Source organism: Dyella sp. 05T440, assembly GCF_056395965.1.
On the sequence record NZ_JBFTKN010000026.1, the window covers coordinates 1 to 17,010 of the forward strand.

The window sequence follows — 17,010 nt, forward strand, 5'->3', positions numbered from 1 at the left end:
ACGGGCGTGGAAATGTTCCGCAAGCTGCTGGACCAGGGCCAGGCAGGCGACAACGCCGGTCTGCTGCTGCGCGGCCTGAAGCGTGACGACGTCGAGCGTGGCCAGGTGCTGGCCAAGCCGGGCACGATCACCCCGCACACCGATTTCGAGGCCGAAGTCTATGTGCTGTCGAAGGACGAGGGTGGCCGTCATACCCCGTTCTTCAAGGGTTACCGTCCGCAGTTCTACTTCCGCACGACCGACGTGACTGGCGCTTGCCAGCTGCCGGAAGGCGTGGAAATGGTGATGCCGGGCGACAACGTGAAGATGGTGGTCAGCCTGATCCACCCGATCGCGATGGACGAAGGCCTGCGTTTCGCCATCCGCGAAGGTGGCCGCACCGTCGGCGCCGGCGTGGTGGCCAAGGTCATCAAGTAAGCTGTACACTGGGAAGTCGCCCGCATTGCGGGCCGCAGGGATCCGGGTTGGGGCGGTTTGATCGCTCCACCCCTGGAAAGGCGCCCAAAAGGCGCCACCTTGTGGCAGCAAGGCGAGCGACTTCACCCATTTTCTAGATACGCCAGTAGCTCAATTGGCAGAGCAGCGGTCTCCAAAACCGCAGGTTGGGGGTTCGAGTCCCTCCTGGCGTGCCATCTTCCCGAGGATCCACGACGGGTGGTGGATGGCATGCAGACCGTAATCCGGTCGATGTCTCTATCATCCGATCACGTCGCATGAATACGAAGGCAGAATCGACCAAGGGCGCCTCTGGCGCCGATATCGCCAAGCTGGTGCTAGCCGTTATCGTGCTGGCTGCCGGCATTTTTGCGTATTCGTGGTTCGGCAGTGACGGTTCCATCCCGCAGTCGGTGCGACTGCTGGGCGTGGTCGTCGCGCTGGTCCTGTCGTTGGCCATCGGTGCGTTTACCGCCCCCGGCCGACGTGTGCGCGCCTTCCTTGGCGAATCGCAATTTGAAATGCGCAAGGTGGTCTGGCCCACCCGCGACGAGACGCTCAAGACCACCGGCATCATCATGGTGGTTGTGGTCGTTCTCTCGCTGCTGTTGGGCCTGATTGACCTGATCCTGAAGTCGGTCGTGCTCGACTGGCTGCTCAAGCTCGGTACGTGAGGTGATGGCATGAGCAAGCGTTGGTATGTGGTGCACGCCTATTCGGGCTTCGAGAACCAGGTGAAGCGTTCGCTCGATGAGCGGATCCGTCGCGCTGGCATGGAAGAAAGGTTCGGCGAAGTGCTGGTGCCGACCGAAGAGGTCATCGAGATGCGCAGCGGCCAGAAGCGTCGCAGCGAGCGCAAGTTCTTCCCGGGTTACGTTCTCGTGCAGATCGAGACGGACACCGAGGGCAAGGCGCCGCGCATCGACGACGAATGCTGGCACTTGGTCAAGGAAACGCCCAAGGTGATGGGTTTCATCGGCGGTACCGCCGATCGCCCGCTGCCGATTCGCGACTCCGAGGCCGATGCGATTCTCAGCCGCGTCCGCGAGGGCGTCGAGAAGCCCAAGCCCAAGGTGCTGTTCGAGCCGGGTGAGATGGTTCGCGTCACCGAGGGTCCGTTCAACGACTTCAACGGCGTGGTCGAGGAAGTCAATTACGAAAAGAGCCGCCTGCGCGTCGCGGTGCTCATTTTCGGCCGCTCGACCCCGGTCGAGCTGGAATTTGGCCAGGTCGAAAAGGCCTAGGCCTTTTCGACAAGAGGCACGGGCTCTGCTCTACGCCTCGCCGGCTTGCGAGGGGATTGGATGCCCGACTTGCCAGCTAAACCCGCCGATGCCCTCAGCGGCACGGGGCTTGCTTAAAAACTGATCAATCTATATATTATGCGGTTCACGCTGGGATTTTAGCCCCGGCGTGTCCGTGTTTCTGGGGTTCGCGGGACGGCGGGCCTTCCTCTTTCAGGGAACGACAGCACTGCGAGGAGCCGCAAGGCGCTTGAACTCGCGAGGAAAATCCAATGGCAAAGAAAGTAACTGGCTATATCAAGCTGCAGGTCAAGGCCGGTCAGGCCAACCCGTCGCCGCCGGTGGGCCCCGCCCTCGGTCAGCGCGGCCTGAACATCATGGAATTCTGCAAGGCGTTCAATGCCGCCACGCAGAAGATGGAACCGGGTATGCCCATCCCGGTCATCATCACGGCGTATTCCGACCGTAGCTTCACCTTCATCACCAAGACCCCGCCGGCCACGATCCTGATCAAGAAGGTCACGGGCGTCGCCAAGGGTTCGCCCAAGCCCAATACCGACAAGGTCGGCAAGATCACCCGCAAGCAGCTCGAAGACGTTGCGAAGCAGAAGGAGCCGGATCTCACGGCTGCTGATCTGGACGCCGCAGTGCGCACCATCGCTGGTAGCGCTCGCAGCATGGGCCTGGTAGTGGAGGGTTAAGACATGGCAAAGCTCACGAAGCGTTTGAAGGCCGCTCAGGCCGCAGTGCAGCCGGGCAAGGTTTACGGCCTGGATGAAGCCCTCAAGATCGTCAAGGACAACGCCAAGGCGAAGTTCGCCGAGTCCGTGGACGTTGCCGTCCGCCTCGGCATCGACGCCAAGAAGTCCGACCAGGGCGTGCGCGGCTCCTCGCTGCTGCCGCACGGCACCGGCAAGACCATCAAGGTCGCCGTGTTCGTGCCGGCTGGTGAGAAGGCCGAGGCCGCCAAGGCCGCCGGTGCCGACGCCGTCGGTATGGACGACCTGGCCGAGCGCATGCAGGCTGGCGATCTCGACTTCGGTCGCGTGATTGCTACGCCGGACGCCATGCGCGTGGTCGGTAAGCTCGGTCAGCTGCTCGGTCCCCGTGGCCTGATGCCGAACCCGAAGGACGGCTCGGTCACCGCCGACGTCGCCACGGCCGTGAAGAACGCCAAGGCCGGCCAGGTGAAGTTCCGTAACGACAAGGCGGGCATCATCCACGCCACCATCGGCAAGGCCAGCTTCGACGCTGCCCAGCTGGCGGACAACCTGAACGCCTTGGTCAACGACCTGCTGAAGGCCAAGCCGTCGACCGCCAAGGGTCAGTACCTGCAGAAGATCGCGCTGTCGTCCACCATGGGCGTTGGCGTGCCGGTCGAAGTGTCGACCCTGACGGTGTCGACCAAGTAAGAGTTCAAGTCCCATGCCGGTCTCAACGCCGGCATGAGCAAGTTTTTGAAGGTAGCCATGGCTCACGCCGTGGCCGCCGTCAAAGACCGCAGGCGCGATCAGCGCGCGACGACGACGAGCAGGGAGCTCGTGTTGGCAAGGAACCGCCGTCGTTGCAAGCGGGTTCGCTTAATCGGATTCCCAGCGGATCTGGCCTGCGTAGATGGTGATGCCCCTTCTGGAATGTTTTCTGGAATGGCCACCACCCGGGATCTCGCGATCCCCGACGTCACGGACGGCGTCGCTCAGGACCGCAAGCGGCAGGAGCCGTAAGCGGAATTCATAAGAGGAGTGAAAAATGGCTCTGAATCTCTCTCAGAAGCAAGAAGTAGTCGCCGAACTGGCAGAAGTTGCCGCGAAGGCTCACTCCTTGGTCGCTGCCGAGTATGCAGGCACCACGGTCGAACAGATGACCGCGATGCGCAAGAAGGCTCGTGAATCCGGCGTTTTCTTGAAAGTTGTCAAGAACACGCTTGCTTCGCGCGCCGTCGTCGGTACCGAGTTCGAGGTCGTCAAAGACGCCCTGACCGGTCCGCTGCTGTACGCATTCTCGACTGAGGAGCCCGGCGCAGCCGGTCGCCTGATCAAGGAATTCGCCAAGGGCAACGACAAGCTGAAGGCACGCCTCGTGTCGGTGGAAGGCAAGCTGCATCCCGCCTCCCACGTCGAAGTGCTGGCCTCGCTGCCGACCCGCGAGCAGGCCCTGGCCATGTTGGCACGTGTGTTGGCCGAGCCGGCCACCATGTTCGCCCGCGTCGTCAAGGCTGTGGCCGATCAGCAGGGTGGTGGCGACGTCGCCGCCGAAGCCCCGGCCGAAGCCGAGCCCGCCTAAGTTCGTTGACTGTTCCATTCGAATCAATTTCCAGAGGTAAATGAAAATGTCCCTGACCAACGAACAGATCGTTGAAGCCGTCGCCGCCAAGTCGCTGATGGAAGTGATGGACCTGGTGAAGGCCATCGAAGAGAAGTTTGGCGTCACCGCCGCCGCCCCGGTCATGATGGCCGCCGGCCCGGCCGCCGCTGGCCCGGCTGTTGAAGAACAGACCGAGTTCGACGTGATCCTCAAGAGCGCCGGCGACAAGAAGGTCGACGTGATCAAGGCCGTCCGCGCCATCACGGGCCTGGGCCTGAAGGAAGCGAAGGACCTGACCGAAGCCGGTGGCGTCGTGAAGGAAGCCGCTTCGAAGGAAGACGCTGCGAAGTTCAAGAAGGACCTCGAAGCTGCCGGCGCCACGGTCGAACTGAAGTAATTGGCGCTCTTGCGCGCCGTCAGTTTGACCTAGCGTCAAGCAAGCCTGGGGGCGTAAGCCCCCGGGCTTTGCCCGTTGTAAGCAGGGAATGGGGAATAGGGAATTAGGGAGCAGCCCTTGAAGGTGGGTAGCTTTCGATTCTCTATTCCCGATTCTCTATTCCCGACTCCCGATTCATCGAATACACAACCGAGGCGGTACCCACCATGACCTACTCGTTTACCGAGAAGAAGCGCATCCGCAAGGATTTCGGCAAGCGTCCCCCTGTATTGGGCGTGCCGAACCTGCTGACCATCCAGACCGATTCCTATCGCGAATTCCTGCAGGAGCACGTCGCTCCCAAGCAGCGCGACGAAAAGGGTCTCCACGCCGCGCTGAAGTCAGTATTCCCGATTGTTAGCTATTCGGGTAACGCCGCGCTTGAGTATGTCGACTATCGCCTGGGCGAACCCGCCTTTGACGAACGCGAGTGCCGCAACCGCGGCATGACCTTCGGCGCGCCGCTGCGCGTCACCGTGCGCCTGGTCATCTATGACAAGGACAGCCCGGCATCCAAGAAGGCCGTCAAGTACGTGAAGGAACAGGAAGTCTACATGGGCGAAATTCCGCTCATGACCGACACCGGCACCTTCATCATCAACGGCACCGAGCGCGTCATCGTTTCGCAGCTGCATCGTTCGCCGGGCGTGTTCTTCGATCACGACCGCGGCAAGACGCACAGCTCGGGCAAGCTGCTGTTCTCGGCCCGCGTGATTCCTTACCGTGGCTCGTGGCTCGACTTCGAGTTCGACCCGAAGGATGCGCTGTTCACCCGTATCGACCGTCGCCGCAAGTTGCCGGTGACGGTGCTGCTGCGCGCGCTGGGTTACACCAACGAAGAGATGCTCGGCATCTTCTTCGAGCACAACGTGTTCCATCTGGGCAAGAAGGGCGGTACCACGCTGGAGCTCGTCGCCGAGCGTCTGCGCGGTGAAACGCTGACCTTCGACCTGGCCATTGGCGACAAGGTGCTGGTCGAGGCCGGCAAGCGCATCACGGCGCGTCACGTGCGCCAGCTGGCTGCGGAAAACATCACCGCGCTGGAAGTGCCGGACGACTACCCGGTCGGCCGCATTCTGGCCATCGACATGGTCGACCCCAAGACCGGCGAACTGCTGGCCCAGGCCAACGACGAAATCACCGCCGAGCAGGTGGAGAGTTTCCGCAAGGCCGGTATCGAAGTCGTGCCGACGCTCTACGTCAACGACCTCGATCGCGGTGCCTACATCTCGCACACGTTGCGCATCGACAACACCAAGACGCCGCTTGAGGCGCTGGTGGAAATCTATCGCATGATGCGTCCGGGCGAGCCGCCGACCAAGGATGCCGCGCAGAACCTGTTCTACAACCTGTTCTTCACCTTCGACCGCTACGACCTCTCGGGCGTGGGTCGCATGAAGTTCAACCGTCGTGTTGGCCGCCAGGAAATCGTCGGTCCGGGCGTGTTGTACGACAAGCGTTACTTCACCGACCGCAAGGAAGAGGAAGCCCAGAAGCTCGTTGCGGCACAGGGCGATCGCTCCGACATCCTCGACGTGCTCAAGGTGCTGATCGACATCAAGAACGGTCATGGCACCGTCGACGATATCGATCACCTGGGCAACCGTCGCGTGCGTTCGGTCGGCGAAATGGCCGAGAACACCTTCCGCATCGGCCTGGTGCGCGTCGAGCGCGCCGTGCGCGAGCGTCTGTCGCTGGCCGAGTCCGAGGGTCTGACCCCGCAGGAACTGATCAACGCCAAGCCGGTCGCGGCCGCGGTGAAGGAGTTCTTCGGTTCGTCGCAGCTCAGCCAGTTCATGGACCAGAACAACCCGCTGTCGGAAGTGACGCACAAGCGTCGCGTCTCGGCCCTGGGCCCAGGCGGCCTGACGCGCGAGCGCGCCGGCTTCGAAGTGCGCGACGTGCATCCGACCCATTACGGCCGCGTCTGCACCATCGAAACGCCGGAAGGCCCGAACATCGGCCTGATCAACTCGCTCGCCGTGTACGCGCGCACCAACCAGTATGGCTTCCTCGAGACGCCGTACCGCAAGGTCGTGGGCGGCAAGGTCACCGACCAGGTGGATTACCTGTCGGCCATCGAAGAAGGCGATCACGTGATCGCGCAGGCCAACTCGCCGTTGAAGGATGGCGCGTTCGTCGAAGACTTCGTGTCCTGCCGTTTCCGTGGCGAGTCCGAACTGCGTCCGTCCGCTGAAGTCGACTACATGGACGTTTCGCCCATGCAGACCGTGTCGGTCGCTGCCGCACTCGTGCCGTTCCTCGAGCACGACGATGCTAACCGCGCACTGATGGGCGCGAACATGCAGCGTCAGGCCGTGCCGACCCTGCGTTCGCAGACCCCGCTGGTGGGTACCGGCATCGAGCGCGCCGTGGCGCGTGACTCGGGCGTCATCGTCACCGCCAAGCGCGGCGGCGTGATCGACCAGGTCGATGCGGCCCGTATCGTGGTGCGCGTGAACGAGAAGGAAGTGGGCGACAACGACGCCGGCGTCGATATCTACACGCTGACCAAGTACACCCGCTCCAACCAGAACACCAACCTCAACCAGCGTCCGCTGGTGAACGTGGGTGACATCGTGGCAGTGGGCGACACGCTGGCCGACGGTTCGTCGACCGACCTGGGCGAGCTCGCGCTCGGCCAGAACATGCTGATCGCCTTCATGCCGTGGAACGGCTACAACTTCGAAGACTCGATCCTGCTCTCCGAGCGCGTCGTGCAGGAAGACCGCTACACCTCGATCCACATCGAGGAGCTGTCCTGCATCGCGCGTGACACCAAGCTGGGCGCCGAGGAAATCACCGCCGACATCCCGAACGTGGGTGAGCAGGCGCTGGCTCGCCTCGACGAATCGGGCATCGTGTACATCGGTGCGGAAGTGAAGGCCGGCGACATCATGGTCGGCAAGGTCACGCCCAAGGGCGAAAGCCAGCTGACCCCGGAAGAGAAGCTGCTGCGCGCGATCTTCGGCGAGAAGGCGTCCGACGTGAAGGACAGCTCGCTGCGCGTGCCGCCGGGCATGGACGGCACCGTCATCGACGTGCAGGTCTTCACCCGCGACGGCATCGAGAAGGACAAGCGCGCCAAGCAGATCGAGGAAATGGAAATCAAGCGTATCCGCAAGGACCTTGATGACCAGTTCCGCATCCTCGAAGGCGCGATCTACAACCGTATGCGCACCCAGCTTGTCGGCAAGACCGCGATGAGCGGTCCGGCCGGTCTCAAGCGCGGCGCTGAAATCACCGACGCGTTCCTGGACGGCCTGAAGAAGGACGACTGGTTCAAGATCAACGTGAAGGAAGAGGACGTCACCGAGTTCCTCGAGCGCGCGGCCGATCAGATCAAGCGTCACAAGGAAGAGTTCGACAAGCGCTTCAAGGAAAAGCAGAGCAAGATCACCCAGGGCGACGACCTCGCACCGGGCGTGCTCAAGATGGTCAAGGTGTTCCTGGCCGTGAAGCGTCGCATCCAGCCGGGCGACAAGATGGCTGGTCGCCACGGCAACAAGGGTGTGGTGTCCAACGTGGTGCCGGTGGAGGACATGCCGTTCTCCGAAGACGGTACCTCGGTCGACATCGTGCTCAACCCGCTGGGCGTGCCCTCGCGTATGAACATCGGCCAGATTCTGGAAGTACATCTGGGCTGGGCCGCCAAGGGCCTGGGCAAGAAGATCCAGAAGATGCTCGAAGCGCAGGCCAAGGTGGCGCAGATCCGCGAGTTCCTCGACCAGGTGTACAACCACCACGTCGCTGGCGCCGTGCAGCATGTCGACCTGAAGTCGTTGACCGACGAAGAAATCTTCGCGCTGGCCAACAACCTGCAGGAAGGCGTGCCGATGGCTACGCCGGTGTTCGACGGTGCCGAGGAAACCGAGATCAAGGCGATGCTCCGCCTCGCCGATCTGCCGGAATCGGGTCAGACCACCTTGTACGACGGTCGTACCGGCGAAGCGTTCGATCGCCCGGTCACCGTGGGCTACATGCACTACCTGAAGCTGAACCACCTGGTCGACGACAAGATGCACGCGCGTTCGACTGGTCCGTACTCGCTCGTCACGCAGCAACCGCTGGGTGGTAAGGCGCAGTTCGGCGGCCAGCGCTTCGGCGAAATGGAAGTCTGGGCACTGGAAGCCTACGGCGCGGCCTACACCCTGCAGGAAATGCTGACGGTGAAGTCCGATGACGTGCAGGGCCGTAACCAGATGTACAAGAACATTGTCGACGGCAACCACGAGATGGCAGCGGGCATGCCGGAATCCTTCAACGTGTTGGTGAAGGAAATCCGCTCGCTCGGTATCGATATTGATCTGGAAGAAGTGAAGTGAGTTGAGGCGGGGACGAGGAACGACCTTTCGTTCCTCGTTCTCCCGATTCCTGATTCTCCATTACCTATTCCCGATCTTCGGAGACATCCATGAAAGACTTGCTCAATCTGTTCAACCAGCAGCGCACCGCGCCTGACTTCGATGCGATCAAGATCGCTCTGGCTTCGCCGGAGCTGATCCGCTCGTGGTCGTACGGCGAGGTGAAGAAGCCGGAAACGATCAACTACCGCACCTTCAAGCCCGAGCGTGACGGCCTGTTCTGCGCCGCCATCTTCGGTCCCGTGAAGGACTACGAGTGCCTGTGCGGCAAGTACAAGCGCATGAAGCACCGCGGCGTCGTGTGCGAAAAGTGCGGCACGGAAGTGACGCTGGCCAAGGTGCGTCGCGAGCGCATGGGCCACATCGAACTGGCCTCGCCGACCGCGCACATCTGGTTCCTCAAGTCGCTGCCCTCGCGCATCGGCCTGATGCTGGACATGACCCTGCGCGACATCGAGCGCATCCTGTACTTCGAAGCCTTCGTGGTGATCGATCCAGGTTTGACCGCGCTTGAGCGCGGCCAGCTGCTCAGCGAAGACCAGTACCTGGAAGCCGTCGAAGAGCACGGCGACGAGTTCGACGCCCGCATGGGTGCCGAGGCCGTCTATGAGCTGCTCAAGTCGCTCGACCTGCCGGGCGAAGTGATTCGCCTCAAGGAAGAGATCGGCTCGACCAATTCCGAGACCAAGCTGAAGCGCCTCACCAAGCGCGTCAAGCTGATCGAAGCCTTCCTCGAATCCGGCAACAAGCCGGAGTGGATGGTGCTGACCGTGCTGCCCGTGCTGCCGCCGGACCTGCGTCCGCTGGTGCCGCTCGATGGCGGCCGTTTCGCCACGTCCGATCTGAACGATCTGTACCGTCGCGTCATCAACCGCAACAACCGCCTGCGTCGCCTGCTCGAACTCAATGCGCCCGACATCATCGTGCGCAACGAAAAGCGCATGCTGCAGGAATCGGTCGATGCGCTGCTCGACAACGGCCGTCGCGGTCGTGCCATCACCGGCACGAACAAGCGCGCGCTGAAGTCGCTGGCCGACATGATCAAGGGCAAGCAGGGCCGCTTCCGCCAGAACTTGCTTGGCAAGCGCGTGGACTACTCCGGTCGTTCGGTGATCGTGGTCGGTCCGACCCTGCGCCTGCACCAGTGCGGTCTGCCCAAGAAGATGGCGCTTGAGCTGTTCAAGCCCTTCATCTTCGCCAAGCTGCAGGCTCGCGGTGAGGCCACCACCATCAAGGCCGCCAAGAAGCTCGTCGAGCGCGAAGAAGGGCAGGTGTGGGACATCCTCGAAGAGGTGATCCGCGAGCATCCCGTGATGCTCAACCGCGCACCGACGCTGCATCGTCTGGGCATCCAGGCATTCGAGCCGAAGCTGATCGAAGGCAAGGCCATCCAGCTGCATCCGCTCGTGTGTACGGCGTTCAACGCCGACTTCGACGGTGACCAGATGGCTGTGCACGTGCCGCTGTCGATCGAGGCGCAGCTCGAAGCGCGCGCCCTGATGATGGCGACCAACAACATCCTGTCGCCCGCCAACGGCGAGCCGATCATCGTGCCGACCCAGGACGTGGTCCTTGGCCTGTACTACATGACCCGCGAGCTGGTGAACGCGAAGGGCAACGGCATGGTGTTCTCGGGCATCGGCGAAGTTCGCCGCGCCTACGACAACCGTGCGGTTGAACTGCATGCCAAGGTCAAGGTGCGCATCAAGCAGGTGCACATCGATGAAGAAGGCGGCCGCACCGAGCAGACCTCGATCGTGGATACGACCGTGGGTCGCGCGCTGCTGCTCGAAATCATGCCGGAAGGCCTGCCGTTCGCGCTGGCCAACACCGAACTGACCAAGAAGAACATCTCGCGCCTGATCAACCAGTGCTATCGCCGCCTGGGTCTGAAGGACACGGTGATCTTCGGCGACCAGCTGATGTACACCGGCTTCCGCTTCGCCACGCGTGCGGGCATCTCGATCGGCATCGATGACATGATCATCCCCGACGAGAAGAAGCCGATCCTGGAAGAAGCCGAGAAGGAAGTGGTCGAGATCCAGGAGCAGTACCAGTCTGGTCTCGTCACCGCCGGCGAGCGCTACAACAAGGTCGTCGACATCTGGTCGCGTACCAACGAACTGGTCGCCAAGGCCATGATCGACGGTATCGGTACCGAGAAGGTCACCGATGCCGAAGGCAAGACGGTCAACCAGAAGTCGATGAACTCGCTGTACATCATGGCTGACTCCGGCGCCCGTGGTTCGGTCGCGCAGATTCGTCAGCTGGCCGGTATGCGCGGCCTGATGGCTCGTCCGGACGGCTCGATCATCGAGACGCCCATCAAGGCGAACTTCCGCGAAGGCCTGAACGTGCTGCAGTACTTCAACTCCACCCACGGTGCCCGTAAGGGCCTGGCGGATACGGCGTTGAAGACGGCTAACTCCGGTTACCTGACCCGTCGTCTCGTCGACGTGGCGCAGGACGTGGTCATCACCTTCGATGACTGCGGCACCGACAATGGCGTGACCATGCAGCCGATCGTGGAAGGCGGCGACGTGGTCGAGCCGTTGCGCGACCGCGTGCTTGGTCGTGTGGCGCTGGAAGACGTCTACGGCCCGGGCGAAGACAACGAACCGCTGGTCACCCGCGACACCCTGCTGGATGAAGCCCTGGTCGAGAAGCTCGACAAGGCCGGCGTGCAGTCGGTCAAGGTGCGCTCGCCCATCACCTGCGCCGCCGATCATGGCGTGTGCGCCCTGTGCTACGGCCGCGACCTGGCCCGTGGTCACCTGGTGAACATGGGTGAGGCCGTGGGTGTGGTGGCTGCGCAGTCGATCGGTGAGCCGGGTACCCAGCTGACCATGCGTACCTTCCATATCGGTGGTGCGGCTTCCCGTGCTGCTGCCGTGGACAACGTGACGGTGAAGACCACCGGCACGCTGAAGTTCAACAACCTCAAGACCGTGCACCACAACCAGGGTCACCTGGTGGCAGTGTCGCGTTCGGGCGAAGTGAGCGTCATCGACGCCAACGGCCGCGAGCGCGAGCGCTACAAGGTGCCTTACGGCGCCACCATCGCAGTCAAGGACGGCGACCCGGTCAAGGCTGGCCAGGCCGTGGCCAACTGGGATCCGCATACCCATCCGATCGTGTCGGAAGTGGCAGGTACGGTGCGCTTCATCGACTTCATCGATGGCATCACCGTGCAGAGCCAGACCGACGAACTGACCGGCCTGGAGTCGGCGGTGGTGACCGATCCGAAGCGCCGTGGTACGGCCGCCAAGGATCTGCGCCCGATCGTGCGTCTGGAAGACGCCAAGGGTCGCGAGCTCAAGCTGCCGGGCACCGACGTGCCGGCGCAGTACATGCTCCCGGCCGGCGCCATCGTGTCGATCCAGAACGGTGCGCAGGTGGGCGTGGGTGACGTGGTGGCACGTATCCCGCAGGAAACCTCCAAGACCCGCGATATCACGGGTGGTCTGCCGCGCGTGGCCGACTTGTTCGAAGCACGCAAGCCCAAGGAGCCGGCAATCCTCGCCGAGCGCTCGGGCGTGATCAGCTTCGGCAAGGACACCAAGGGCAAGCAGCGCCTGATCATCAAGGACGTGGATGGCAACGAGCACGAGGAGCTGATTCCCAAGTGGCGCCAGGTCATCGTGTTCGAAGGCGAGCACGTGGAGAAGGGCGAAACCATCGTGGACGGCGAGCCCAGCCCGCATGACATCCTGCGCTTGCTGGGTGTCGAGCCGCTGGCCGCTTACCTGGTCAAGGAAATCCAGGACGTCTACCGTCTGCAGGGCGTGAAGATCAACGACAAGCACATCGAAGCGATCATTCGCCAGATGCTGCGCAAGGTTGAGATCACCGATCCGGGCGAGAGCCACTACCTGCGCGGTGAGCAAGTCGAGCGTGTTCGCATCAACGGCGAAAACGACCGTGCTGTCCACCGTGGTGAGCGTCCGGCTGAATTCCAGTCGGTGCTGCTGGGTATCACCAAGGCGTCGTTGGCCACGGAATCCTTCATCTCGGCGGCGTCCTTCCAGGAAACCACCCGAGTGTTGACGGAAGCTGCGGTCCGCGGCACGCGCGATACCTTGCGTGGCCTGAAGGAAAATGTTATTGTCGGCCGTCTTATTCCGGCTGGTACGGGTCTGGCGTATCACGCAGCGCGTCATCGCCAGGGCGGTCTTACCGCCTCGGAGCTCGAAACTCTTTCCGGCTCCGCTTCATCGGCTTCCTTCGCAGAAGCCACCACCGGTAGCGACATTGGTGTGGAGTAAGCCCTTACCGGGCTTTACTCGCTGACATACGAAAAGAGGCGCAAGGAGTGCGCCTCGTGTTCGGGCCATGGCCGGCAGGGCGTCAGCTTGTCTGTGACAGGCTGCCCATGTTAAATTCCCGCTTCTTGGCAGACCGAGCCGGTTCGGTCTGCCTTTATGTTTCTCAGGAACAGCTTCAATGACGACAGTCAACCAGTTGGTTCGCAAATCCCGCAGCCCGAAGACCTACAAGAGTGCTTCGCCGGCTTTGCAGAACAGCCCGCAGCGCCGCGGCGTCTGCACGCGTGTTTATACCACCACCCCTAAGAAGCCGAACTCGGCGCTGCGTAAGGTTGCCAAGGTGCGCCTGACCAACGGCTACGAAGTCATCAGCTACATCGGTGGCGAAGGCCACAACCTGCAGGAGCACTCCGTGGTCCTGATCCGCGGCGGTCGCGTCAAGGATCTGCCGGGTGTGCGTTACCACACGGTGCGCGGCAGTCTCGACTGCGCCGGTGTCACCAAGCGCCGCCAGTCGCGCTCCAAGTACGGCGCCAAGCGCCCGAAGAAGTAAAGGACTTCCAACATGTCGCGTAAAGGTTCACATCCCGCCCGTCTGATCCTGCCGGATCCCAAGCACGGCAGCCAGCTGATCGCTCGCTTCATCAACATGGTGATGAAGAGCGGCAAGAAGTCGGTCGCAGAAAGCATCGTCTACGGCGCGCTTGCCCACCTCGGCGAAAAGAACGCCGAGCCGGTGCAGCTGGTCGAAAAGGCGCTCAACAACATCGCTCCGGCGGTTGAGGTGAAGTCCCGTCGTGTCGGCGGCGCCACCTACCAGGTGCCGGTCGAAGTGCGTCCGGGCCGCCGTATGGCGCTCGCCATGCGCTGGGCCATCGACTCCGCCCGCAAGCGCGGCGAGACCTCGATGCCGCGCAAGCTGGCCGCCGAGTTGCTCGAAGCTTCGGAAAATCGCGGTGGCGCGATCAAGAAGCGCGAAGAGACGCATCGTATGGCAGAGGCCAACAAGGCCTTCTCGCATTACCGCTGGTAAGCAGTACAGCTAGAACTTTCAGAGGTTAAGACCGTGGCACGCACCACTCCTATCGAGCGCTACCGCAACTTCGGCATCATGGCTCACATCGATGCCGGCAAGACCACCACCACGGAGCGCATCCTGTTCTACACCGGCGTCAGTCACAAGATTGGCGAGGTGCACGACGGTGCAGCAACGATGGACTGGATGGAGCAGGAGCAGGAGCGCGGCATCACCATTACGTCGGCGGCAACGACGGCGTTCTGGAAGGGCATGGATCGTTCCTTGCCCGAGCACCGCTTCAACATCATCGACACCCCGGGACACGTGGACTTCACCATCGAAGTGGAGCGTTCGCTGCGCGTGCTCGACGGCGCGGTGTTCGTGCTGTGCGCGGTGGGTGGTGTGCAGCCGCAGTCTGAAACCGTCTGGCGTCAGGCCAACAAGTACAAGGTGCCGCGCCTCGCGTTCGTCAACAAGATGGACCGCACTGGCGCGAACTTCTACAAGGTGGTCGACCAGCTGAAGGCTCGCCTGGGTGCCAACCCGGTCCCGATGCAGGTGCCGATCGGCGCCGAGGACAACTTCGAGGGCGTGGTCGACCTGCTCAAGATGAAGTCCATCATCTGGGACATGGAATCCCAGGGCATGAAGTTCGAGTACGCCGACATCCCGGCCAACCTCGCGGACAAGGCTGCCGAAGCCCGTTCGTACATGGTCGAGTCGGCTGCCGAAGCGTCCGAAGAGCTGATGAACAAATACCTGGAAGGCGGCGACCTGACCGAGGAAGAGATCATCGGCGGTCTGCGTGCGCGCACGCTGTCCAGCGAGATCATTCCGGTCTTCTGCGGTACCGCCTTCAAGAACAAGGGCGTGCAGGCGATGCTCGACGCGGTGGTCAACCTGCTGCCGTCGCCGATCGATCGTCCGCCGGTCGCTGGTCTGGACGAAGACGAGAACGAAGCTACGCGCAAGGCCGACGACGCCGCGCCGTTCTCCGCGCTCGCGTTCAAGATCATGACCGACCCGTTCGTGGGTTCGCTCACGTTCTTCCGCGTCTACTCGGGCACGCTCAACGCGGGCGACCAGGTGTACAACCCGGTCAAGTCCAAGAAGGAGCGTATCGGCCGCATCCTGCAGATGCACGCCAACGAGCGTCAGGAGCTGAAGGAAGTCCGCGCTGGCGATATCGCCGCAGCGGTCGGCCTGAAGGACGTGACGACCGGTGACACGCTGTGCTCGCAGGATCACATCATCACTCTGGAGCGCATGACGTTCCCGGAGCCGGTGATTTCGATGGCGGTGGAGCCCAAGACCAAGTCGGACCAGGAAAAGATGGGTATCGCCCTCGGCCGTCTGGCTGCGGAAGATCCGTCGTTCCGCGTTCGTACGGACGAAGAGTCGGGTCAGACCATCATCTCGGGCATGGGCGAGCTTCACCTGGACATCCTGGTGGACCGCATGCGCCGCGAGTTCAACGTCGAGGCGAACGTCGGCAAGCCGCAGGTGGCCTACCGCGAGACGATTCGTTCGTCGGACGTCAAGTCGGATTACAAGCACGCCAAGCAGTCCGGTGGTAAGGGTCAGTACGGTCACGTGGTGATCGAGCTGTCGCCGATGACCGAAGAAGACCGCAAGAGCACGGACGTCAAGAACGACTTCCTGTTCATCAACGACATCACGGGCGGCGTGATCCCGAAGGAATTCATCCCGTCGGTCGAAAAGGGTCTGCGCGAAACCATCACCAGCGGTCCGCTGGCTGGCTTCCCGGTGGTGAACGTGAAGGTCAAGCTGGTCTTCGGTTCGTACCACGACGTCGACTCGTCGGAAATGGCGTTCAAGCTCGCCGCGTCGATGGCGTTCAAGCAGGGCTTCGCCAAGGCGTCGCCGGTGCTGCTCGAGCCGATCATGAAGGTCGAAGTCGTGACGCCGGAAGATTACGTCGGCGACGTGATGGGCGATCTGAGCCGCCGTCGTGGCCTGCTTCAGGGTCAGGACGATACGCCGTCGGGCAAGACCATCAACGCGATGGTCCCGCTGGGCGAGATGTTTGGTTATGCGACGACCATTCGTTCGCTGACCCAGGGTCGCGCCACCTTTACGATGGAGTTCGACCACTACGCTGAAGCGCCGAACAACATCGCTGAGCAGGTCATGAAGAAGGCCTGATAAGGCTTTCTTCCTCCAACTACCGTTCTTTTTTAGAGGTTTTAGTCATGGCAAAGGGTAAATTCGAACGCACCAAGCCGCACGTCAACGTCGGCACGATTGGTCACGTGGACCACGGCAAGACGACGCTGACGGCCGCACTGACCAAGGTCGGCGCAGAGCGCTTCGGTGGCGAATTCAAGGCGTATGACGCGATGCAGACCCGCGAACACATCCTGCTGTCGCGCCAGGTGGGCGTGCCGTACATCGTCGTGTTCCTGAACAAGGCCGACATGGTGGACGACGCCGAGCTGCTCGAGCTGGTCGAAATGGAAGTGCGTGAACTGCTCTCCAAGTACGACTTCCCGGGCGACGACACCCCGATCATCAAGGGTTCGGCCTTGAAGGCGCTGGAAGGCGACCAGTCGGAAATCGGCGTGCCGGCGATCATCGCCCTCGTCGACGCGCTGGACWSCTACATCCCGGAGCCGGTGCGTGCGATCGACAAGCCGTTCCTGATGCCGGTGGAAGACGTGTTCTCGATCTCCGGCCGCGGCACCGTGGTGACCGGTCGTATCGAGCGCGGCATCATCAAGGTCGGTGACGAAGTCGAAGTGGTGGGCATCCGYCCGACCCAGAAGACCACCGTCACGGGCGTGGAAATGTTCCGCAAGCTGCTGGACCAGGGCCAGGCAGGCGACAACGCCGGTCTGCTGCTGCGCGGCCTGAAGCGTGACGACGTCGAGCGTGGCCAGGTGCTGGCCAAGCCGGGCACGATCACCCCGCACACCGATTTCGA

The 17,010-nt window shown here is 62.4% G+C and carries 14 protein-coding genes and 1 tRNA gene; all 15 read left to right on the forward strand.

Going from position 1 to position 17,010, the window contains the following annotated elements; genetic code table 11:
• Positions 1-417: EF-Tu C-terminal domain-related protein (locus tag AC1DE1_RS20640; RefSeq protein WP_477176731.1), on the forward strand; the 417-nt coding region annotated here is incomplete at its 5' end.
• Between the two features lie 139 nt (positions 418-556).
• Positions 557-632 (forward strand) — tRNA-Trp (locus tag AC1DE1_RS20645).
• An 81-nt stretch (positions 633-713) separates the two neighbouring features.
• A complete protein-coding gene (gene secE, locus AC1DE1_RS20650) occupies positions 714-1,109 on the forward strand; it encodes a preprotein translocase subunit SecE (RefSeq protein WP_046973294.1) in 396 nt (131 codons plus the stop codon).
• A gap of 9 nt (positions 1,110-1,118) precedes the next feature.
• Positions 1,119-1,679, forward strand: coding sequence for a transcription termination/antitermination protein NusG (gene nusG / locus AC1DE1_RS20655; RefSeq protein ID WP_441605561.1), 561 nt, complete (start codon positions 1,119-1,121; stop codon positions 1,677-1,679).
• A 272-nt stretch (positions 1,680-1,951) separates the two neighbouring features.
• Positions 1,952-2,380: a 50S ribosomal protein L11 gene (gene rplK, locus AC1DE1_RS20660; protein ID WP_046973296.1), complete on the forward strand. Its 429-nt coding sequence runs from the start codon at positions 1,952-1,954 to the stop codon at positions 2,378-2,380.
• Positions 2,381-2,383: 3 nt separating this feature from the next.
• On the forward strand, positions 2,384-3,091 hold the full coding sequence (rplA, locus tag AC1DE1_RS20665) for a 50S ribosomal protein L1 (RefSeq protein WP_121881684.1): 708 nt from the start codon (positions 2,384-2,386) through the stop codon (positions 3,089-3,091).
• Between the two features lie 33 nt (positions 3,092-3,124).
• Positions 3,125-3,403, forward strand: coding sequence for a hypothetical protein (locus AC1DE1_RS20670; protein WP_477179336.1), 279 nt, complete (start codon positions 3,125-3,127; stop codon positions 3,401-3,403).
• A gap of 25 nt (positions 3,404-3,428) precedes the next feature.
• Positions 3,429-3,962: a 50S ribosomal protein L10 gene (gene rplJ / locus AC1DE1_RS20675; RefSeq protein ID WP_441605560.1), complete on the forward strand. Its 534-nt coding sequence runs from the start codon at positions 3,429-3,431 to the stop codon at positions 3,960-3,962.
• 46 nt (positions 3,963-4,008) lie between these two features.
• Positions 4,009-4,380, forward strand: a complete 372-nt coding sequence (rplL, locus tag AC1DE1_RS20680) for a 50S ribosomal protein L7/L12 (protein ID WP_121881680.1) — start codon at positions 4,009-4,011, stop codon at positions 4,378-4,380.
• A 206-nt stretch (positions 4,381-4,586) separates the two neighbouring features.
• Complete coding sequence (gene rpoB / locus AC1DE1_RS20685; RefSeq protein ID WP_441605559.1) at positions 4,587-8,744, forward strand: DNA-directed RNA polymerase subunit beta; 4,158 nt, start codon at positions 4,587-4,589, stop codon at positions 8,742-8,744.
• Between the two features lie 89 nt (positions 8,745-8,833).
• Positions 8,834-13,048 carry a DNA-directed RNA polymerase subunit beta' gene (rpoC, locus tag AC1DE1_RS20690; RefSeq protein ID WP_441605558.1) on the forward strand — a complete coding sequence of 1,405 codons (4,215 nt, stop codon included), beginning with the start codon at positions 8,834-8,836 and terminating at the stop codon, positions 13,046-13,048.
• 178 nt (positions 13,049-13,226) lie between these two features.
• On the forward strand, positions 13,227-13,601 hold the full coding sequence (rpsL, locus tag AC1DE1_RS20695) for a 30S ribosomal protein S12 (RefSeq protein ID WP_121881674.1): 375 nt from the start codon (positions 13,227-13,229) through the stop codon (positions 13,599-13,601).
• Between the two features lie 12 nt (positions 13,602-13,613).
• Positions 13,614-14,081: a 30S ribosomal protein S7 gene (rpsG, locus tag AC1DE1_RS20700; protein ID WP_102305037.1), complete on the forward strand. Its 468-nt coding sequence runs from the start codon at positions 13,614-13,616 to the stop codon at positions 14,079-14,081.
• Positions 14,082-14,114: 33 nt separating this feature from the next.
• Positions 14,115-16,232, forward strand: a complete 2,118-nt coding sequence (fusA, locus tag AC1DE1_RS20705) for an elongation factor G (RefSeq protein WP_441605557.1) — start codon at positions 14,115-14,117, stop codon at positions 16,230-16,232.
• Between the two features lie 47 nt (positions 16,233-16,279).
• The coding region (locus AC1DE1_RS20710) for a GTP-binding protein (RefSeq protein ID WP_477179337.1) at positions 16,280-17,010 on the forward strand (731 nt) is incomplete at its 3' end.